The following is a 19,061-nucleotide window of genomic DNA, read 5'->3' as shown; positions in this document are numbered from 1 at the left end:
AACCATGACGAGCCGGGGCGCCGGTTTGTGACAGGCGCCGCGATTTTTTTTTTCGGCGAAGGCTTCAGACGCCGCGGACCAGGGCCGCCGGCTTCGGCCCGCCGGTCGCCCAGTCCAGCAGTTCGGCGGTATGGACCACCGGCACCCCGGTGCCCGAGCCGATCTGCATCATGCAGCCGATATTGCCGGCGCTGATGACCTGCGGGGTCAGGGCCTCCAGCGTCTCGACCTTGCGGCGCCTGAGGTCGGCCGAGATCGCTGGCTGCATCAGGTTGTAGGTGCCGGCCGAGCCGCAGCAAAGATGCGCGTCCTTCGGCTCCAGCACGGTGAAGCCGGCGGCGGCCAAAAGCTCCTTGGGCGTCGCGCGGATCTGCTGGCCGTGCTGCAACGAGCAGGCGGCGTGATAGCCGACGCGCAGCGGCTCGGCATGGCCGGGCTCGCGCAGGCCCAGATCGGCCATGATCTCGGTAATGTCCTTGGCCAGGGCCGCGACCCGCGCGGCATCGGCCGCCAGCGGATCATCCGCGAACATATGCCCGTAATCCTTGACCGTGGTGCCGCAGCCCGAGGTGTTGATGACCACCGCGTCCAGCCCCTCGCCCGCCACCTCGGCCATCAGCGCGCGGATATTGGCGGCGGCCATGGCGTGGCTTTCGCCGGTCTTGCCCATGTGATGGGTCAGCGCGCCGCAGCAGCCCAGCCCCCGCGGGATCACCACCTCGCAGCCGTGCCGGCGCAGCAGGCGGATGGTCGCGTCGTTGATGTCGGTGTTCAGCGCCCTTTGCGCGCAGCCGATCAGCAGCGCCACCCGCTTGCGGCGCGACCCCTCGGCGGCAAAGACCTGCGGGCGGTCGTTCAGGCTGGGCGGCGGGATGTCGCGGGGCGCCATGTCCAGCATCGCCCGCAGCCGCGCATCCGGCACCAGCCGGCGAAACGGCCGCGCGAGTTTCGCGCCCATGAGCGCCAGCCGGAAGCGCCCTGGATAGGGCAGGATCTTCGCCAGAAGCCAACGCAGCGCCCGCTCGCCCAGGGGCCGGCGATAGGTCTTTTCGATATAGTCGCGGGCGTGATCGACCAGGTGCATGTAATGCACGCCCGAAGGACAGGTGGTCATGCAGCTGAGGCAGCTGAGGCAGCGATCGATATGGCCGACGGTCTTGGCGTCGGGCACCTTGCCGTTTTCCAGCATGTCCTTGATCAGGTAGATGCGGCCGCGCGGGCTGTCCAGCTCGTCGCCCAGCACCTTGTAGGTCGGGCAGGTCGCGGTGCAAAAGCCGCAATGCACGCAGCTGCGCAGGATCTCGTTGGCGCGGGCGGTGCCGGGGTCGGCCAGTTGTTCAGCGGTGAAATTGGTCTGCATGTCACTGATCCATCAGGCCGGGATTGAGGATGCCGGCGGGGTCGAACCTCTGGCGCAACCCGGCCGAAAGCCGGGCGACGGCCGGGGCCTCGGCCGGGAAGGCCGGGCCGGCAAGCCCGCCGCGCCGCACCAGCGTGGCATGGGCGGCCACCTGCCGCACCGCCTGCGCGCCGCCTGGCCCGCAATACCAGACCAGCCCGCCGCCCCAGTCGAGCGACGCCTCGCCGCCAAGCGCCTGCAAGGCCCGCGCCGTGGCCGGTGCGTCGCTGGGCTTGACCAGCACCCGCCAGAGCGGCGCGTCCGAGCCGGCGAAATGCGCCAGGTCGCGCAGCTCGCGCCACAGGGCCAGGGTGGCCTCGGCATCCAGCAGCTCGGCCTCGCGCGGTGCCAGCAGCCCCAGCAGCCGGTCGCGCCGATAGTCCATCTGCGGCCCCAGCCCCTCGACCCGCAGCCAGGCGGTGCCGTCGCGGAAGGCCGCGCCCGAGACCTCGAAAGGCGTCGCCAGCGCGGCCGAGAAGATCGCCACCGCCTCCTCGACCGTGACGCCGTGAAAGCCCAGCGTGCAGCGGTCGGGCAGATGCGGCAGGGTCTTGAGCGCCACTTCGGTCAGGACGCCCAGCGTGCCATGCGCGCCGCAAAGCAGCTTGCCGAGGTCGAGGCCGGTGACGTTCTTCATCACCCTTCCGCCGTTCTTCAGCACCCTGCCCTGCCCGTCGACGAAGCGCAGGCCCAGCAGATGGTCGCGGCAGGCCCCGGCCAGCAGCCGGCGCGGGCCGCTGGCATTGGCCGCGACCACGCCGCCGATGGTCGGCGTGCCATTGCGGCCCAGAACGCCGCGCATGTCGGCGGGCTCGAAGGCCAGCGCCTGGCCCTCGGTGGCCAGCATCGCCTCGATCTGGTCCAAGGGCGTGCCGGCGCGGGCGATCAGCGTCATCTCGCCCGGCTCATAGGTCACGACGCCCGAGATCGCGGCGGTCGAGAGGGTGTCGCCCGGCAGATGCCCGGTTTCGACCCGCGTGCCGCCGCCAGCGATGCGCAGCGGCTGGCGGGCGGCAAAACGCTCGGCGATCAGGGCGCCAAGCTCGGCCTCGCTGGCGGGGGTCAGTCCCGCGCGGCTGGGAGTCTCGGGGATCATCGGGCCGTTGCCTCCTCGCGCCAGGGCTGGCTTGCGTCCAGCGGAAAGACCTTGGCCGGGTTCAGCAGCCAGCGCGGGTCGAAAACATCCTTGACCGCCATCTGGATCGCCAGGTCGGGGCCGTCATATTGCTTGCCCATCAGGTCGCGCTTTTCGATGCCCACGCCATGCTCGCCGGTCAGGCAGCCGCCGACATCCACGCAAAGCCGCAGGATGTCGCTGCCGAAGGCCTCGGCGCGTTCCAGGTCGCCGGGCTTGTTGGCGTTGAACAGGATCAGCGGGTGCATGTTGCCGTCGCCGGCGTGAAACACATTCGCCACCTCCAGCCCGTGCTGGCGCGAGAGTTCCCCGATCATCTTCAGCGTATGGGGCAGCTGCCCGACCGGCACCGTGCCATCGAGGCAGATATAGTCGCCCAGCCGGCCCATGGCGCCGAAGGCCGATTTGCGGCCCTTCCAGATCGCCATGGCCTCGTCGGCATTGCGACTTTCGCGGAACTCGACCGGATTCAGGGCATCCGCGATCTCGCGGATGCGGGCGATCTGGTGGTCGATCTCGGCCGGCGAGCCCTCGACCTCGACGATCAGCACCGCGGCGCAATCAGGATAGCCGGCATGGGCGAAGGCCTCGACCGCGCGCAGGCAGACATCGTCCATGTATTCGATGGCGACCGGCAGCACGCCCGAGCGGATGATGCGCGCCACGCATTCCCCCGCCACCTCGGCGCCGTCGAAACCGATCAGCACCGGGCGCGCGCCCTCGGGCCGCGGCAGGATGCGCAGGGTGGCCTCGGTCACGATGCCGAGCTGGCCTTCGGAGCCGCAAAGCAGCCCCATCAGGTCCAGGCCCGTCGGTCCCATTTCCGGCCCGCCCAGCTCGACCACCTCGCCGGTGGGCAGCACCACGGTGGCGCCCATCAGGTTGTTGGTGGTCACGCCGTATTTCAGGCAATGCGCCCCGCCCGAATTCATCGCGATATTGCCCGCAATGGTGCAGGCCAGCTGCGAGGACGGGTCGGGCGCATAGAAGAAGCCATGCGGCTCCAGCTCGGCGCTGACCGACAGGTTGGTTACCCCGGTCTGCACGCGGATGAAGCGGTTCGCGGTGTCGATCTCCAGCACCTCACGCAGGCGCAGGGTGGCGATGATGACGCTGTCCGCCGTGGGCAGCGCCCCCCCGGCCAGCGAGGTTCCCGCGCCGCGCGGCACCACCGGCACCCGCAGCTCGTGGCAGATGCGCATGGCGGCCGCGACTTCCTCGGTCGTGCGCGGCAGCACCACGGCCAAGGGCGGGCAGCGATAGGCGGTCAGCGCGTCGCATTCATAGGCGCGCGTCTCCTCGGGGTCCCAGATCACGGCATCCTCGGGCAACACCGCGCGCAGGGCCGCGACGATCTGCGGCGCGCGGGCCAAGATGCCCGCATCGGGCTGGGGCATGGCGATACCGGACAAGCTCTCCTCCCTCGGTCGGCGACACTGTCATTTGGTATAATTTTCATACCATGATAGTCAATCGGTATTTTTCTGGACCGAAGCCTTGCCCTGTGCTTACATGCCGCTAGTCCGACAACCGCATGAGTGCCGATGACCCAGGCTTCCGTGAAATCCGAACGCGCCGCCGAGGCGGTGGCCCAGCATATCGAGGCGCTGATCCTGGAAGGCTCGCTGCGCCCCGAGGAGCGGCTTCTGCCCGAGCGCGAACTGGCCGAGCGGCTGAACGTCTCGCGCTCGACCCTGCGCGACGGGCTGAAGATCCTGGAAGAACGCGGGCTGCTGACGGGTGCCGGCGGGCGCGGCAACCGGGTGGCAGCTCTGGGCCAGGCGGCGATCACCGACCCGCTGCTGGCCATGCTGGCCCGCCATGCCGAGGCCGCCGACGACTACCTGGAATTCCGCGGCATCGTCGAAAGCGCCGCCGCGGCACTGGCGGCCAAGCGCGCCACCAAGATCGAGTTGGCGCGCATCCGCGACTGCCTGGAGCGCATGGACCGCGCCCATGCCGGCGCCGATCCCAGCGAGGAAGCCGAGGCGGATGCCGAGCTGCATCTGCTGATCTACGAGGCCAGCCACAATCTGACGCTGCTGCAGATCATGCAGGCGCTGGCCGGGGTGCTGCGTTCGGACGTGATGCAGAACCGCAGCCGGCTGTTCGCGGTGCCGGCCATCCGCGAGCTGCTGCGCCGCCAGCACCGCGCCATCGCCGAAGCCATTCTCGCCGGGGACGCGGAAGCCGCGCGGCAGGCGGCGGAGGAGCATATCGGCTATCTGCGCCAGGCCAGCCGCGAGATCCGCGAAGCCGAGGCGCGGCTGGACCTGTCGCTGCGCCGCCTTAACGGTGGCCATGCGGCGGCCCGGCGCTAGCCGGACCGGCTGGACCAGGCAGCACAAACCAAAACATTCTTGCCATCCGCCGCAATTGTCCTAATTTCATTTCATGACAATCTGGACCCCCGATCCCGGCACCCTGCATCGGCCGGCCTATCTCTCGCTTGCCGAGCAATATGCCCGCGCGATCCGCGAGGGCCAGCTGCCCGCCGGAACCCGGCTGCCGCCGCACCGCCGGCTGGCCGACGATCTGGGCCTGTCGGTGCAGACCGTCTCGCGCGCCTATGAGGAGCTGATCCGCCGCGGCCTGGTGGTCGGAGAGATCGGCCGCGGCTCTTTCGTGCTGCCGCCGGGGGCCGAGAACACGCCGCCCTATCTGGCCGAGCGGCCGGGCGAGATGGTCGACCTGTCGATCCTGAAACCCGTCACCGAGCGGATGCATGTCGAGACCTTCCGTGACGGGCTGCATTGGGTGGCCGAGAACCTGACCGCCCCCGCCGCGCTGTCCTTTCGGCCGAACTCGGTCCTGCCGCAGCACCGGCAGGTCGCGGCCGACTGGCTGCGCCGCAAGGGCATCGAGGCCGCGCCCGAAAACATCACCATCACCGACGGCGCCACATCCGCCATCACCACCGCGGTGATGAGCGCGGTGCCCGCCGGCGGCACGCTGGCGGCGGCGGCGCTGACCCATCACCTGCTGATGCCGCTGTGCAAATACCTGGGCCTGCACCTGGAGGGCCTGCCGGTCGACGAAGACGGCATCATCCCCGAGGCGCTGGATCACCTGGCCCGCAAGGGCAGCCTGCGCGCGCTTTACATGCAGCCGGCGGCGATCAACCCCATGGCGATCATGACCAGCACCCAGCGCCGGGCCGAACTGGCCGAGATCGCCCGCCGCCACGACCTGTTGATCGTCGAGAACGACATGCTGAACGCGATGGTCCCGGACCGCCCGCCGCCCATGGCCGTGTTGGCGCCCGAGCGGGTGCTGCACATCAACGGCTTCACCAAGACCACGCTGCCCGGCCTGCGGGTCGCATGGCTGCTGTCGCCGGCGCGGCTTGCCTCGGCCACCGCCAACCGGCATCTGGTGACGAACTGGATGGCCACCCCGGCCATGGTCGAGCTGCTGAGCCACTGGATCAGCGACGGCACCGTCGACCGGCTGATCGACTGGCAGCGCGCGGCGCTGGCCGCCCGCCACCGCATCGCCCGCGAGGTGCTGGGCGGCACGCCCTTCCGCGCCCATCCGCAAAGCCTGCATATCTGGCTGGAACTGCCGCCCGGCCGTGACGAGGAGGAATTCGTCGCCCAGGCCCGCCAGCGCGGCGTGGCCGTCGCCTCGGGCCGCGCCTTCCGGCTGAGCGAGCGCGGCCGGCGCGACGCGGTGCGAATCGCGCTCGGCTCGACCAGCGCCGAGGAGTTGCGCCGCGGCCTGACCCTGGTGGCCGAGACCCTGGGCGGCACGGCGGAGCCGCTGCTGCCGCTGATCTGACAGGCAGGACAAAGCAAAAATTGTAATGATATTATTTTAATATTGACCTGATTTGATCGGGCTGCAAAGGTCCATCCGACAGCAAGGGGGACGCCTTTGGACCAGCCGATCATCCGCATCCAGGACCTGCGCAAATCCTTCGGGACGCTGACCGTCATCGACGGGCTGAACTTCGACGTGATGAAGGGCGAGAAGCTGGCGCTGATCGGCCCCTCGGGCTCGGGCAAGACCACCATCCTGCGCATCCTGATGACCCTGGAAGGCATCTCGGGCGGGCGTATCGAGGTCTGCGGCGAGCCGCTGTACCACATGCAGAAGCACGGCGCCGAGGTGCCCGCGGACGAGGCGCATCTGCACAGGATGCGCCGCCATATCGGCATGGTGTTCCAGCATTTCAATCTGTTCCCGCACAAGTCGGTCTTGCAGAACATCACGCTGGCGCCGATGCTGACCAAGGGCGAGTCGCGGACCGTGGCCGAAAAGCGGGCGCGCGAGTTGCTGGACATGGTGGGGCTGGCCGACAAGGCCGACTACATGCCCAGCCAGCTGTCCGGCGGCCAGAAGCAGCGCGTCGCCATCGCCCGCGCCCTAGCGCTCCAGCCGCAGATCATGCTGTTCGACGAGGTGACATCCGCGCTCGACCCCGAGCTGGTCGAGGAGGTGCTGGAGGTGATGAAGCGCCTGGCCGCCGAAACCGACATGACCATGCTGCTGGTCACGCATGAGATGGGCTTCGCCCGTGACTTCGCCGATCGCGTGCTGTTCTTCGACAAGGGCCGCATCGTCGAGCAGGGCCCGCCCGCCCAGCTATTCACCGCGCCGCAAGAGGACCGCACGAAGTCCTTCCTGCGCAAGATCATCGCCGCCGGACAGCGCGTGTGATGCCAACCCGACAGGAGAGAATGATGAAGAAATGCCTGATTGCCGCGGCGCTGCTGGCCGCGCCGCTGCCCGCCCTGGCAGACAAGCTCGACGATCTCAGGGAACAGGGCTATGTCCGCATCGCCATCGGCAACGAGCCGCCCTATACCGCCGTCGCCTCGGACGGCAAGGTCTCGGGCGCGGCGCCGGACGTGGCCCGCGCGGTCTTCGAAAAGCTGGGGATCAAGGACCTGGAGGCCTCGATCGCCGAATATGGCGCGATGATCCCCAGCCTGCAGGCGGGGCGCGTCGATGCGATCACCGCCGGCCTGTTCATGAAGCCGGAACGCTGCCAGGCCGTCGCCTATTCCGAGCCGATCCTCTGCGATGCCGAGGCGCTCCTGGTGCCCAAGGGCAATCCCAAGGGCTTCAAGTCCTATGCCGACATCGCCAATGACCCGGCCGCCAGGCTGGGCGCGCCCGGCGGCGGCACCGAGGAAAAGCTGGCGCTGGATGCCGGCGTGCCGCGCGACCGGCTGGTGGTGGTGCCCGACCCGCAATCGGGGCTGAAGATGGTGCAGGACGGCCGCATCGACGCCTATTCGCTGCCGGTCCTGTCGCTGAACGACCTGCTGGCGAAGTCCGGCGACGCCAATCTGGAGGTCTTCGCCCCAGTCGAGGGCGCCCCGGTCTATTGCGACGGCGCCGCCTTCAACAAGAAGGACACCGCGCTGCGCGACGCCTTCGACGTGGAACTGGCCAAGCTGAAGGAATCCGGCGAATTCGCCAAGATCGTCGAGCCCTACGGCTTCTCGGCCGAGGCCGCGATGTCCACCACCCGCCACAAGCTCTGCGCCGCGCAGTGACAGCTCTGGCGGGGCCCGGCCCCGCCCTTCCATCAGCGAAAGAGGCAGGCTTCGGCGCATGGGCGACTGGGCAGGATATCTGACACTCATCCTTCAGGGGGCATGGGTCACGGTCGAGCTGACGCTGATGGGCTCGGCCCTGGCGCTGGTGGTGGCCTTCATCGCCGGGCTGGGCCGCATCTCGCGCCATGCCTGGATCCGCTGGCTGGCGACCGGCTATATCGAGTTCTTCCGCGGCACCTCGATCTTCGTGCAGCTGTTCTGGATCTATTTCGTGCTGCCGATGACGGGGGCAGAGCTGACGCCGATGCAGGCCGGGGTCATGGCGCTGGGGCTGAATGTCGGCGCCTATGGGGCCGAGGTGGTGCGCGGCGCCATCCTGGCGGTGCCGCGCGACCAGCACGAAGCCTGCGTCGCCGTCAACCTGACCCGCTTCCAGCGCATGCGCCATGTCATCATGCCGCAGGCGCTGCCGCTGATGCTGCCGACCTTCGGCAACAACGCCATCGAGCTTCTGAAGGCCACTTCGGTCGTGTCGCTGATCTCGTTGTCGGACATGACCTTTCAGGCGCAGGTGGTGCGCTCGCAGACCGGCAGCACGCTGATGCCCTTCGTCACCATCCTGCTGCTGTATTTCGCCATGTCCTCGGCCATCTCCTTCGGCATGCGCCGGCTGGAACGGCGGGTGACGCGCGGCCTGGACGGAGTGCGCTGAGATGGAATGGGATTGGGATTTCGCCTGGTCGATCATGCCGACCCTGCTGGCCGGGTTTCGCATCACCCTGGTCGCCACCTTCCTTGGCGCCATCGTCGCGGCGGTGCTGGGGCTGGTCTTCGCTATCCTGCGCCGCTCGGCCAACCGCGCCGTCGCCCGCACCACCGGCTTCCTGGTCGAGTTCATCCGCGGCACGCCGCTGCTGGTGCAGCTTTACTTCATCTTCTACGTGCTGCCCGACCTCGGGCTGCGCCTGCCGGCTCTGGCCGCCGGGGTGATCGGCATGGGGCTGCATTACGCGACCTATGCCGCCGAAGTCTATCGCGGCGGCATCGAGGCGGTGCCGCGCGGGCAATGGGAGGCGGCCAAGGCCACCAACCTGACCACGCGCCAGACCTGGCTGCATGTGGTGCTGCCGCAGGCGGTGCCACCGATGATCCCGGCCATGGCGAACTACCTGCTGGCCATGTTCAAGGAAACGCCGCTGCTGTCCGCGATCACCGTGCTGGAGCTGATGAACCAGGCCAAGTCGGTCGCGAACAGCTCGTATCGCTATGTCGAGCCGATGACGCTGGTCGGGGTGATGTTCCTGGTTGTCAGCCTGATCTCGGTGGTGGTGCTGCGCTGGCTGGAACGCCGTTACGGGAGGATTTCGCGGTGACTGTCCTGTCCGTTCCCCTCGTGCTGGACGACCGCCCGCTGCCGCGCCGGGTCGGTCTGGTGACGCTGGCCACCGACCACACGACCGAGGTCGATTTCGCCGCCCTGCCGGCGCATGGCGTGGGCGTCTATGCCACCCGCATCCCCTTCGCCAACCCGGTGACGCCGGAAACCCTGGCCGCCATGGCCCGCGACGTGACCGCGGCCGCGGCGCTGATCCTGCCGGAGGAGGAGCTGGACGCGGTGGTCTATAGCTGCACCTCGGCCTCGGTGGTGATCGGGGACCGGGCGGTGCGGGACGCGATCCGGCTGGGCAAGCCTTCGGCGGAACCGATCACGCCGATCTCGGCCGGCTTCGCGGCGCTGCGGGCGCTGGGGGCGGAGCGGATCACCCTGCTGACCCCCTACACACCGCGGACGACCCAACCGATGGCGGAATGCTTCGAGGCGGGCGGCTTCGCCTTGCAGGGCGTATCCTGCCTGAACCTGACCGACGACCGCGAGATGGCGCGGATTTCCCATGCAACGATCATCGAGGCCGCACGCGCCGCGCTGGCGCCGGGCAGCCAAGCGCTGTTTCTTGCCTGCACCGCCGTCCGCGCCTGCGCGATCATCGACCGGATCGAGGATGCGGTCGGCGTGCCGGTGGTCTCGGCCAATTCCGCGACGCTCTGGGCCGCGGCGCGGGCCTGCGGCGTGACCGGGCCGATCGCTCCGGGCCAGTTGATGAGGCAGCCATGACCGTGACCCTGGACGACATCCGCACCGCCGCCGAACGCATCCGCGGCCATGTGGTGGAAACCCCGCTGCTGCGCGACGAGCTGCTGTCGGCGCGGCTGGGCCAGCCGGTCTGGCTGAAATGCGAATACCGCCAGACCACCGGCGCCTTCAAGCTGCGCGGTGCGACCAATGCCATGCTGTCGCTGCCGCCCGAGGCGCTGGCGCGCGGCGTCGTCACCGCCTCGACCGGCAATCACGGCCGCGCCCTGGCCCATGCCGCCCGGGCACTGGGCGTGCCGGTCACCGTCTGCCTGTCGCGGCTGGTGCCCGAGAACAAGGTGCAGGCGATCCGCGAGTTGGGGGCCGAGGTCCGCATCACCGGCGCCAGCCAGGACGAGGCGATGCAGGAAGTCGCCCGCGCCGTGGCGGAAGAGGGCATGACCGAGATCCCGCCCTTCGACCATGAAGCGGTGGTGGCGGGCCAGGGCACCATCGGCCTGGAAATCGGCACGCCCGAGGCGGTGCTGGTGCCGCTGTCCGGCGGCGGCCTCGCGGCCGGAATCGCGGTGGCGATGAAGGCGCTGTCACCCGCCACGCATGTCATCGGCCTGACCATGGAAAACGGGGCCGCCATGGCCGCGAGCCTGGCCGCCGGCCATCCGGTCGAGGTCGCCGAAAGCCCCAGCCTCGCCGACAGCCTCGGCGGCGGCATCGGGTTGCGCAACCGCGTGACCTATCCGCTGTGCCGCGCGTTGCTGGACGATGTGATCCTGCTGACCGAAGCCGAGATCGCCGAGGGCATCCGCCATCTCGGCCGTGCCGGCCATGTCGTCGAGGGCGCGGCCAGCGTCGGCACCGCCGCGCTGCTGGCCGGCAGGTTCGTCCCGCAAGGTCCGACCCTCTGCATCCTTTCCGGCGCGAATATCGACCCCGCGCTGCATGCCCGCATCATGGCGGAGGCCGCATGAGACCGCCCGTGACCATCCTGACCGAGACCGAGCTGCGCGCCCTGGTGCCGCTGGACGGCGAGGCGGTCGCCTGCATCCGCGACGCCTTCGTGGCGCTGGCGACCAAGCCCGTCGCCATGCCGCCGATCCTGCGCCTGGACATTCCAGAACACCGGGGCGAGGTCGATGTGAAGACCGCCTATGTTCCCGGCCTCACGCATTTCGCCATCAAGATCTCGCCCGGTTTCTTCGGCAATCCGGCGCTTGGCCTGCCCTCGACCAACGGCATGATGGTGGTGCTGTCCTCGCGCACCGGGCTGGTCGAGGCGCTGCTTCTGGACAACGGCTACCTGACCGATATCCGCACCGCCGCCGCCGGGGCGGTGGCCGCCGATGCGCTGGCCCGGCCGGATGCGGTCACGGCGGCGATCCTGGGGGCCGGGATGCAGGCGCGGATGCAGCTGCAGGCACTGGCGCTGGTCCGCCCGCTGACCGGCGCGCGGGTCTGGGCGCGCGATCCCGTCAAGGCGCAGACTTTCGCGACCGAGATGACCGCCGCCCTGCGCATCCCGGTGATCGCCGCTGGCACCGTGGCCGGCGCCACGCGGGCCGCCGATCTGGTGGTCACCACCACGCCTTCCGAAAGGCCCATCCTGACCGCCGCCGATATCGCCCCCGGCACGCATGTCACCGCCATGGGCTCGGACGCCCAGCACAAGAACGAGATCGCGCCGGACCTGATCGCGCGCGCCCATTACGTCGCCGACCGCCTGTCGCAGACCCGCGAGCTGGGGGAGCTGCATCACGCGCCGCTGGCCGGGCGGGACTTCCCCGAACTGGGCCAGGTCCTGGCCGGGCAGGCCGCCGGCCGGACCGACCCGGCGCAGATCACCCTGGCCGACCTGACCGGCACCGGCATCCAGGACACCGCCATCGCCACCCTGGCGCTTGCCCGCGCGGGCAAGGCCGGGGCCGGCCGCAGCTTCACCCTGTAAGAGAAACCGCCATGACAGATGTCGCATTGAAGTTCACCCGCGAGGAATATGCCGACCGCCTCGCCAAGACCCGCCGGGCGATGGACAAGGCGGGCGTCGATCTGCTGATCGTCACCGATCCCTCGAACATGAACTGGCTGACCGGCTATGACGGCTGGTCCTTCTACGTCCATCAATGCGTCGTCGTGCCGCCCGAGGGCGAGCCGGTCTGGTATGGCCGCGGCCAGGACGCCAACGGCGCAAAGTTGACCGCCTATCTGAAGCAGGAAAACATCATCGGCTATCCCGACCATTACGTGCAGAACCCCGAGATGCACCCGATGGATTACCTGTCAGGTATCCTGCGCGACCGCGGCTGGGGCGCGAGGCGCATCGGCGTCGAGATGGACAATTACTGGTTCACCGCCGCCGCCTTCGCCAGCCTGACGCGGAACCTGCCGGACGCGCGCTTCACCGATTGCACGGCGCTGGTGAACTGGCAGCGCGCGGTGAAGTCGCCGCAGGAGATCGCCTATATGCGCAACGCCGCCCGCATCGTCGAGGCGATGCACGCCCGCATCCTCGACAAGGTGCAGGTGGGGATGCGCAAATGCGACCTGGTGGCCGAGATCTATGACGCCGGCACCCGCGGCGTGGACGGGATCGGCGGCGACTATCCGGCCATCGTGCCGCTGCTGCCCTCGGGCCGCGATGCCTCGGCCCCGCATCTGACCTGGGACGACAGGCCGATGAGGTCGGGCGAAGGCACCTTCTTCGAGATCGCCGGCTGCTATCACCGCTATCACGTGCCGCTGTCGCGCACGGTGTTCCTGGGCCAGCCGACGCAGGCTTTCCTCGATGCGGAAAAGGCCACGTTGGAGGGGATGGAGGCCGGGTTGGCCGCCGCGAAGCCCGGCAACACCTGCGAGGACATCGCCAAGGGCTTCTTCGAGGTGCTGGCGAAATACGGCATCGTCAAGGACAACCGCACCGGCTACGGCATCGGCGTCAGCTATCCGCCGGACTGGGGCGAGCGCACCATGTCGCTGCGCCCCGGCGACCGCACGGTGCTGCAGCCCGGCATGACCTTCCATTTCATGACCGGCCTGTGGCTGGAGGACATGGGGCTGGAGATCACCGAGTCGATCCTGATCACCGAGACCGGCGTGGAATGCCTCGCCAATGTCCCGCGCCAGCTGTTCGTGAAGGACTAGCGCCATGTTGCAGATGCAGCCTGCGCCCTCGCCCATCGCGGCGACGGTGGATTACGCGGCGCCGGGGGTTCACCACGGCTTCCTGCGCCTGCCGCATTCGCGCGACGACGCGGCCTGGGGCTCGGTCATGACGCCGATTACCGTGGTCAACAACGGCGAAGGGCCGACGGCGCTGCTGACCGGCGCCAACCATGGCGACGAATACGAGGGGCCGATCGCGCTGTTCGACCTGGCCGCGACCGTGCGGGCCGAGGACGTCACCGGCCGCCTGATCATCGTGCCGGCGATGAACTACCCGGCCTTCGCGGCAGGCACCCGCACCTCGCCCATCGACCGGGGCAACCTGAACCGCAGCTTTCCGGGGCGGCCGGACGGCACGGTCACGCAGAAGATCGCGGATTACTTCCAGCGCGTGCTGCTGCCGATGGCGGATGTGGTGCTGGATTTCCATTCCGGCGGCAAGACGCTGGATTTCCTGCCCTATTGCGCCGCCCATGTCCTGCCCGACAAGCGGCAGGAGGCGGCGGCCTTCGATCTTGTGTGCGCCTTCGGGGCGCCCTGGTCGGTCAGGATGCTCGAGATCGACGCGGTCGGCATGTATGACACCGCGGCCGAGGAGATGGGCAAGGTCTTCGTCACCACCGAGCTGGGCGGCGGCGGCACTGCCAGCGCCCGCACCGCCGGCATCGCCAGGCGCGGCCTGCGCAACCTGCTGGTCGCAGCCGGCGTGATGCGGGGCGAGGTCGTGGCGCAGCCGACGCGCTGGCTCGACATGCCCGACGCGGATTGCTTCACCTTTGCCGAGGATGGCGGGCTGATCGAGTTCCTGGCCGACCTGGGCGATGCCGTCGAACAGGGCCAGCCCGTCGCCCGCATCTTCCCGGTGACGCGCACCGGCGTGGCCCCGGTCGCGGTCCATGCCCGCCGCGGAGGCCTGATGATGGCGCGGCATTTCCCCGGCATCGTGAAACCCGGCGATTGCGTCGCCGTCATCGGCGAGGAGGTTCAGCCATGATCACCGACAAGACCCTGTTGCGCGAGGATGCCTTCGTGAACGGCGCCTGGGTGGCCGGGCCGCGCTTTGCCGTCACCGACCCCGCGACGGGCAGGCCCGTGGCGCAGGTGGCGCGGCTGGACGCCGCGCAGGCGCGCGCGGCGGTCGATGCGGCGCAGGCGGCCTTTGCCGGCTGGGCGGCGCTGTTGCCGCAGGAACGCGCCGCGGTGCTGATGCGCTGGCACCGACTGATTGTCGATGCGCGCGAGGATCTGGCGCGGATCATGACCGCCGAGCAGGGCAAGCCGTTGTCGGAAGCCCGCGGCGAGATCGACTATGCCGCCAGCTTCGTCGAGTTCTATGCCGAGGAGGCCAAGCGCCCGAACATCGAAAGCGTGACCTCGCATCTCTCGACCGCCGAGATGGAGCTGTGGCGCGAGCCGCTGGGCGTCGCGGCGCTGGTCACGCCCTGGAACTTTCCCTGCGCCATGATCACCCGCAAGGCGGCGGCGGCCTTGGCGGCGGGCTGCACCGTGGTCGTGCATCCCTCGGCCGAGACGCCGCTGTCGGCGACCGCGCTGGCGGTACTGGCGGATCGGGCGGGGTTCCCGGCCGGCGTCTTCAACGTGGTGACGGGCGACGCGCCCGAGATCGTCGGCGAATGGTGCGCCGATCCGCGGGTGCGGGCGCTCAGCTTCACCGGCTCGACGCAGATCGGCAAGCTGCTTTATCGCCAAAGCGCCGAGACGGTGAAGCGGCTGGTGCTGGAACTGGGCGGGCACGCGCCCTTCATCGCCTTTGCCGATTGCGACCTCGACCTGGCGGTGGATGAGGCGATCAAGGCCAAGTTCGCCACCTCGGGCCAGGACTGCCTGGGCGCCAACCGCTTCCTGATCGAGCGGCCGGTCTATGACGAGTTCTGCCGCCGCTTCACCGCCGCTGCCGCCGCGCTGACCCTGGGGCCGGGGGTCGAGGATCGCGACCTTGGCCCCCTGATGAACGAGGGCGCGGTCCAGAAGCAGGAGGAGCACGTGGCCGATGCGCTGGCCCGGGGCGCGCGCCTTCTGACCGGCGGCAGCCGCGATCCGCAGGGGCCGCTGTTCTATCGTCCGACCGTGCTGGCCGACGTGCCGGCCGAGGCGCGGATCCTCCACGAGGAGACCTTCGGCCCCGTCGCCGCCATCGCCCCCTTCGACACCGAGGACGAGGCGGTGCGCATCGCCAATGCCACCGAATACGGCCTTGTCGCCTATGTCCACAGCCGCGACCCGCGCCGCATCTATCGCCTGTCGCGCGCGCTGGAATTCGGCATGGTCGCGGTCAACCGCACCAAGGTCACCGGCGCGCCGATCCCCTTCGGCGGCATGAAGCAATCGGGCCTGGGCCGCGAGGGCAGCCGCCACGGGCTCGAGGCCTTCACCGAGATCAAATACGTCTGCCGCGACTGGGCAGAGACAAGGAGAGCATGATGCTGACCAATGACCAGCTGTCCAAATGGGACCGCGAGAGCCTGTTCCACCCCTCGACCAATCTGGGCCAGTTCGCACGCGGCGAAGGCGCGCAGCGCATCGTCTCGGGCGCGGAAGGCGTCCATATCACGGATCGGGACGGCAACCGGCTGCTGGACGGCTTCGCCGGGCTCTATTGCGTGAACGTGGGCTATGGCCGGCCCGAGATCGCCGAGGCCATCGCCGCGCAGGCGCGCGAGCTGGCCTATTACCACGCCTATGCAGGGCATGGCTCGGAAGCCTCGATCACGCTGGCGAAAATGGTCATGGACCGTGCGCCCGGGCACATGGCGCGGGTCTATTTCGGCCTCGGCGGTTCGGATGCCAATGAGACGAACATCAAGCTGGTCTGGTATTATAACAACATCCGCGGGCTGCCGCAGAAGAAGAAGATCATCTCGCGCTGGCGGGGCTATCACGGCTCGGGGCTGATGACCGGCTCGCTGACCGGGCTCGAGTTGTTCCACAGGAAATTCGACCTGCCGCTGGCGCAGGTGATCCATACCGAGGCGCCCTATTACTATCGCCGCAAGGACGCGGCACTGTCCGAGGAACAGTTCAGCGCCCATTGCGCCGAGGAGCTGGAAAGGCTGATCGCCGCCGAGGGCGCCGACACCATCGCCGCCTTCATCGGCGAGCCGGTGCTGGGCACGGGCGGCATCGTGCCGCCGCCCAGGGGCTATTGGGATGCGATCCAGAAGGTGCTGGCGCGCCACGACATCCTGCTGATCGCGGACGAGGTGGTGACGGGCTTCGGCCGGCTGGGCAGCATGTTCGGCTCGGATCATTACGGCATGACCCCGGACATCATCACCATCGCCAAGGGCCTGACCTCGGCCTATGCGCCGCTGTCGGGCAGCATCGTCGGGCAGAAGGTCTGGGAGGTGCTGATGCAGGGCAGCGACGAATATGGTGTGCTGGGCCATGGCTGGACCTATTCCGCCCATCCCATCGGCGCGGCGGCGGGCATCGCCAACCTGGAACTGATCGACAGGCTGGGGCTGGTCGAGAATGCCGGCCGGGTCGGCCGCATCCTGAACGACCGGATGCGCGCGGCAGTTGGCGATCATCCGAACGTGGGCGAGATCCGCGGCGAGGGGATGCTCTGCGCCGTCGAGCTGGTCCGCGACCGCGACAGCCGCGGCTTCTTCGACGCGGCCGAGGGCATCGGCGGCAAGGTCGTCGCCGCGATGCTGAAGCGCGGCGTGATCGCGCGGGCCATGCCGCAGGGCGACATCATCGGCCTGGCCCCGCCGCTCTGCCTGACCGAGGCCGAGGCGGATGTGATCGTCGAGGCCACCGCCGACGCGCTGCGCGAAATCCTGGGCTGACCCGTGGCGGCGATCCCCGAGACGATGTGCGCCATGGTCCTGACCGGCCATGGCGGGCCCGAGTGGCTGGAATGGCACGAGGACTGGCCGGTTCCCCGCCCCGGTCCGGGCGAGGTCCTGGTGCGCATCACCGCCTGCGCCAAGAACAACACCGACCGCAAGGTGCGCGAGGGGCTTTACTCCACCGCCGATGACGGCGCCGTCACTTCCTTCGCCATGGCCGGGAACACGCTGGCCTTTCCGCGCATCCAGGGCGCGGATGTGGTCGGCCATGTCGTCGCGGTGGGCGAGGGCGTCGCGCCGCAGCGCATCGGGGAACGGGGGCTCTTGGATTTCAACATCTATCCCGACACCCGCGACGACCTGAACCTGGCGCCCGACTATTTCGGCCATGGCGCCGATGGCGGTTTCGCAGAATATGGCTGCTTCCCCTCGGAGCAGTTCCACGCCATCGCCAACCCGGCGCTGAGCGATGCCGCGCTGGCGACGCTGGGCATGTGTTCCTGGCAGACGGGTTACCGGATGCTGACCGCGGCGGGGGTCGGGGCGGGCGAGCATGTGCTGGTCACCGGCGCCTCGGGCGGGGTCGGCACCGCGCTGCTGCAGCTCTGCCGGGTGATCGGCGCGGTTCCCCACGCCATCGCCAGCGCCGGCAAGGCCGAGGCCCTGCACACGCTCGGCGCCGAGACGGTGATCGACCGCGGCGGCGTCACCGACTGGCCGCAGGCCATCGACCGCGCGACCGGCGGGGTCCGCATCGACGCGGTGATGGATCTGGTCGGCGGCGAGATGACCGTGCCGCTGATCCGGGCCATGTGCCGCGACATGCGCAGCCGCACCACCCTGCCCCGGCTGTCCATCGCCGGGGCCGGGGCCGGCAACGTGACGGCGCTGCCCTGGACGCTGGTCTATCTGAACCAGGTGCAGATCTTCGGCATCTCGCATGGCAGCCGCGCCGAGGCCCGGCAGCTGGTCGGCTGGATCCGCGACGACCGGCTGCGGCCGGTGCTGGCCGGGATCATGCCGTTGTCCCGCCTGCGCGAGGCCGAGCACCTTTTCGTCGAGCGCGACCGCGATTTCCTCGGCAAGCTGGTCATCGTGCCGGACCGGGTGATGGAGGAACAGGCGCTGCGGGCGATGGCCTGAGACGGGCGGCCGACGATTGGCGCCTAGCCCTGCGCGGCGGGCTGCCAGTCTGCGGCGGGGATGGTGTTGATCATCCAGGGCACCCCGAATCTGTCCACCAGCGAGCCGAAGCCGGGCGACCAGAAGGTCTCGCCGAAGGGCATGACCGGCTTGCCGCCTTCGGCCAGCCGCTCGAACCAGCGCCGGCCTTGCTCGAGATCCTCGGTATGCAGGGTGACGTCGAAGCCGTTCTTGGGCTTGTCGATATTGGGCGCCCAGGCCTTGTCCATGTCGGCGCCCATCAGCGCCTGGTCGCCGACCTCGAGCCAGCAATGCATCAGCCAGGTCTTGTATCGATCGTCGGTAATCGGCATGCCGGGCGGCGCATCGCCATAGGGCATGGCGGCGGTGATCTTGCCGCCCAGCACCTCGGCGTAGAATTCGAACGCCTCGCGGCACTGGCCCTGGAAGCTCAGGCTGGTCACGATCTTCATCATCCCCTCCCTTTCGTCGAGTTTCGGCCCGGGCCCGGCTCGGGCCGGCCGAGAATGGCCGCGGGTCGGCAGGAAGGCTGCGGGCGATCATGCCGGCGCCGGTCGACTCATCGTCATGGGCGTCGATGTCACCGTATCCGGCCCGCGCCTGTCAAGCCTGCCGGTGCAGACAGGATGCGCTGCGCCCCCTCTTGGCGGCAGGTCGCCAGGGTTCCGGAACGACCGGCGCCGCCCACGAGGGGGCGGCGCAGGACAGTTGCAGCCGGGCCTTTCCGGCGAAGCATCGCGACATTGGCCAATGCAGATGCGGCCGGGATGCCCGATCAGCGATCCTTCCC

The 19,061-nt window shown here is 69.2% G+C and carries 18 protein-coding genes; 14 read left to right on the top strand and 4 right to left on the bottom strand.

Annotated features, from left to right (window positions below; genetic code table 11):
* Positions 1–64: 64 nt before the first annotated feature.
* From glcF to I9P22_RS00080, 3 genes are read right to left on the bottom strand one after another with little or no spacing between them, the layout of a single operon-like run.
* The gene (gene glcF / locus I9P22_RS00090; protein WP_199257409.1) at positions 65–1,360 is read right to left on the bottom strand and encodes a glycolate oxidase subunit GlcF; all 1,296 of its coding nucleotides are present in this window, start codon (positions 1,358–1,360) and stop codon (positions 65–67) included.
* Between the two features lies 1 nt (position 1,361).
* The gene (locus I9P22_RS00085; protein ID WP_199257408.1) at positions 1,362–2,495 is read right to left on the bottom strand and encodes an FAD-binding protein; all 1,134 of its coding nucleotides are present in this window, start codon (positions 2,493–2,495) and stop codon (positions 1,362–1,364) included.
* Positions 2,492–3,931 (bottom strand): FAD-linked oxidase C-terminal domain-containing protein, encoded by a 1,440-nt coding sequence (locus I9P22_RS00080; protein WP_233253115.1) that lies wholly within the window; start codon positions 3,929–3,931, stop codon positions 2,492–2,494. Before I9P22_RS00080 ends, I9P22_RS00085 begins: the two co-directional genes overlap by 4 nt.
* 147 nt (positions 3,932–4,078) lie before the next feature.
* On the opposite strand from I9P22_RS00080, the gene I9P22_RS00075 reads away from it, so the two are divergent.
* The 14 genes from I9P22_RS00075 to I9P22_RS00010 all read left to right on the top strand — a co-directional run bounded on the left by I9P22_RS00075 (position 4,079) and on the right by I9P22_RS00010 (position 18,250).
* The gene (locus I9P22_RS00075) at positions 4,079–4,855 is read left to right on the top strand and encodes a FadR/GntR family transcriptional regulator (RefSeq protein WP_199257407.1); all 777 of its coding nucleotides are present in this window, start codon (positions 4,079–4,081) and stop codon (positions 4,853–4,855) included.
* A 73-nt stretch (positions 4,856–4,928) separates the two neighbouring features.
* Positions 4,929–6,314, top strand: a complete 1,386-nt coding sequence (ehuR, locus tag I9P22_RS00070; RefSeq protein WP_199257406.1) for a MocR-like ectoine utilization transcription factor EhuR — start codon at positions 4,929–4,931, stop codon at positions 6,312–6,314.
* 96 nt (positions 6,315–6,410) lie between these two features.
* Positions 6,411–7,196 carry an ectoine/hydroxyectoine ABC transporter ATP-binding protein EhuA gene (gene ehuA / locus I9P22_RS00065; protein WP_233253098.1) on the top strand — a complete coding sequence of 262 codons (786 nt, stop codon included), beginning with the start codon at positions 6,411–6,413 and terminating at the stop codon, positions 7,194–7,196.
* 23 nt (positions 7,197–7,219) lie between these two features.
* Positions 7,220–8,041, top strand: a complete 822-nt coding sequence (gene ehuB, locus I9P22_RS00060; RefSeq protein WP_233253097.1) for an ectoine/hydroxyectoine ABC transporter substrate-binding protein EhuB — start codon at positions 7,220–7,222, stop codon at positions 8,039–8,041.
* Positions 8,042–8,099: 58 nt separating this feature from the next.
* Positions 8,100–8,756, top strand: a complete 657-nt coding sequence (ehuC, locus tag I9P22_RS00055; protein ID WP_199257404.1) for an ectoine/hydroxyectoine ABC transporter permease subunit EhuC — start codon at positions 8,100–8,102, stop codon at positions 8,754–8,756.
* A 1-nt stretch (position 8,757) separates the two neighbouring features.
* On the top strand, positions 8,758–9,417 hold the full coding sequence (gene ehuD, locus I9P22_RS00050) for an ectoine/hydroxyectoine ABC transporter permease subunit EhuD (RefSeq protein WP_199257403.1): 660 nt from the start codon (positions 8,758–8,760) through the stop codon (positions 9,415–9,417).
* Positions 9,414–10,157, top strand: coding sequence for an aspartate racemase/maleate isomerase family protein (locus I9P22_RS00045; protein ID WP_199257402.1), 744 nt, complete (start codon positions 9,414–9,416; stop codon positions 10,155–10,157). Before ehuD ends, I9P22_RS00045 begins: the two co-directional genes overlap by 4 nt.
* On the top strand, positions 10,154–11,104 hold the full coding sequence (eutB, locus tag I9P22_RS00040; RefSeq protein ID WP_199257401.1) for a hydroxyectoine utilization dehydratase EutB: 951 nt from the start codon (positions 10,154–10,156) through the stop codon (positions 11,102–11,104). Before I9P22_RS00045 ends, eutB begins: the two co-directional genes overlap by 4 nt.
* Entirely contained in the window at positions 11,101–12,078 is a 978-nt protein-coding gene (locus I9P22_RS00035; protein ID WP_199257400.1) for a cyclodeaminase, read from the top strand. The genes eutB and I9P22_RS00035 overlap by 4 nt, the downstream gene beginning before the upstream one ends.
* An 11-nt stretch (positions 12,079–12,089) precedes the next feature.
* Positions 12,090–13,271: an ectoine hydrolase DoeA gene (doeA, locus tag I9P22_RS00030; RefSeq protein ID WP_199257399.1), complete on the top strand. Its 1,182-nt coding sequence runs from the start codon at positions 12,090–12,092 to the stop codon at positions 13,269–13,271.
* Positions 13,272–13,275: 4 nt separating this feature from the next.
* A complete protein-coding gene (gene doeB / locus I9P22_RS00025) occupies positions 13,276–14,286 on the top strand; it encodes a N(2)-acetyl-L-2,4-diaminobutanoate deacetylase DoeB (RefSeq protein WP_408635133.1) in 1,011 nt (336 codons plus the stop codon).
* Positions 14,283–15,734, top strand: coding sequence for an NAD-dependent succinate-semialdehyde dehydrogenase (locus I9P22_RS00020; RefSeq protein WP_199257398.1), 1,452 nt, complete (start codon positions 14,283–14,285; stop codon positions 15,732–15,734). The genes doeB and I9P22_RS00020 overlap by 4 nt, the downstream gene beginning before the upstream one ends.
* Positions 15,734–17,104 (top strand): aspartate aminotransferase family protein, encoded by a 1,371-nt coding sequence (locus tag I9P22_RS00015; RefSeq protein ID WP_199257397.1) that lies wholly within the window; start codon positions 15,734–15,736, stop codon positions 17,102–17,104. The genes I9P22_RS00020 and I9P22_RS00015 overlap by 1 nt, the downstream gene beginning before the upstream one ends.
* Before the next feature lie 3 nt (positions 17,105–17,107).
* Positions 17,108–18,250 (top strand): alcohol dehydrogenase family protein, encoded by a 1,143-nt coding sequence (locus tag I9P22_RS00010; protein ID WP_332908980.1) that lies wholly within the window; start codon positions 17,108–17,110, stop codon positions 18,248–18,250.
* A gap of 23 nt (positions 18,251–18,273) precedes the next feature.
* Here the strand turns inward: I9P22_RS00010 and I9P22_RS00005 are convergent, their stop codons facing one another.
* Entirely contained in the window at positions 18,274–18,723 is a 450-nt protein-coding gene (locus tag I9P22_RS00005; protein ID WP_199257396.1) for a VOC family protein, read from the bottom strand.
* Positions 18,724–19,061: the final 338 nt, after the last annotated feature.

This window comes from Paracoccus binzhouensis (assembly GCF_016446475.1).
Lineage (GTDB): Bacteria > Pseudomonadota > Alphaproteobacteria > Rhodobacterales > Rhodobacteraceae > Paracoccus > Paracoccus binzhouensis.
This window is presented reverse-complemented; position numbering and strand designations above follow the sequence as displayed.

What these genes read in the sequence shown, in the direction of transcription:
- glcF (WP_199257409.1), bottom strand. Translation starts at nt 1,360, where the DNA reads ATGCAGACCAATTTCACCGCTGAACAACTGGCCGACCCCGGCACCGCC.
- I9P22_RS00085 (WP_199257408.1), bottom strand. Translation starts at nt 2,495, where the DNA reads ATGATCCCCGAGACTCCCAGCCGCGCGGGACTGACCCCCGCCAGCGAG.
- I9P22_RS00080 (WP_233253115.1), bottom strand. Translation starts at nt 3,931, where the DNA reads ATGCCCCAGCCCGATGCGGGCATCTTGGCCCGCGCGCCGCAGATCGTC.
- I9P22_RS00075 (WP_199257407.1), top strand. Translation starts at nt 4,079, where the DNA reads ATGACCCAGGCTTCCGTGAAATCCGAACGCGCCGCCGAGGCGGTGGCC.
- ehuR (WP_199257406.1), top strand. Translation starts at nt 4,929, where the DNA reads ATGACAATCTGGACCCCCGATCCCGGCACCCTGCATCGGCCGGCCTAT.
- ehuB (WP_233253097.1), top strand. Translation starts at nt 7,220, where the DNA reads ATGAAGAAATGCCTGATTGCCGCGGCGCTGCTGGCCGCGCCGCTGCCC.
- ehuC (WP_199257404.1), top strand. Translation starts at nt 8,100, where the DNA reads ATGGGCGACTGGGCAGGATATCTGACACTCATCCTTCAGGGGGCATGG.
- ehuD (WP_199257403.1), top strand. Translation starts at nt 8,758, where the DNA reads ATGGAATGGGATTGGGATTTCGCCTGGTCGATCATGCCGACCCTGCTG.
- eutB (WP_199257401.1), top strand. Translation starts at nt 10,154, where the DNA reads ATGACCGTGACCCTGGACGACATCCGCACCGCCGCCGAACGCATCCGC.
- I9P22_RS00035 (WP_199257400.1), top strand. Translation starts at nt 11,101, where the DNA reads ATGAGACCGCCCGTGACCATCCTGACCGAGACCGAGCTGCGCGCCCTG.
- doeA (WP_199257399.1), top strand. Translation starts at nt 12,090, where the DNA reads ATGACAGATGTCGCATTGAAGTTCACCCGCGAGGAATATGCCGACCGC.
- doeB (WP_408635133.1), top strand. Translation starts at nt 13,276, where the DNA reads ATGTTGCAGATGCAGCCTGCGCCCTCGCCCATCGCGGCGACGGTGGAT.
- I9P22_RS00020 (WP_199257398.1), top strand. Translation starts at nt 14,283, where the DNA reads ATGATCACCGACAAGACCCTGTTGCGCGAGGATGCCTTCGTGAACGGC.
- I9P22_RS00015 (WP_199257397.1), top strand. Translation starts at nt 15,734, where the DNA reads ATGCTGACCAATGACCAGCTGTCCAAATGGGACCGCGAGAGCCTGTTC.
- I9P22_RS00005 (WP_199257396.1), bottom strand. Translation starts at nt 18,723, where the DNA reads ATGAAGATCGTGACCAGCCTGAGCTTCCAGGGCCAGTGCCGCGAGGCG.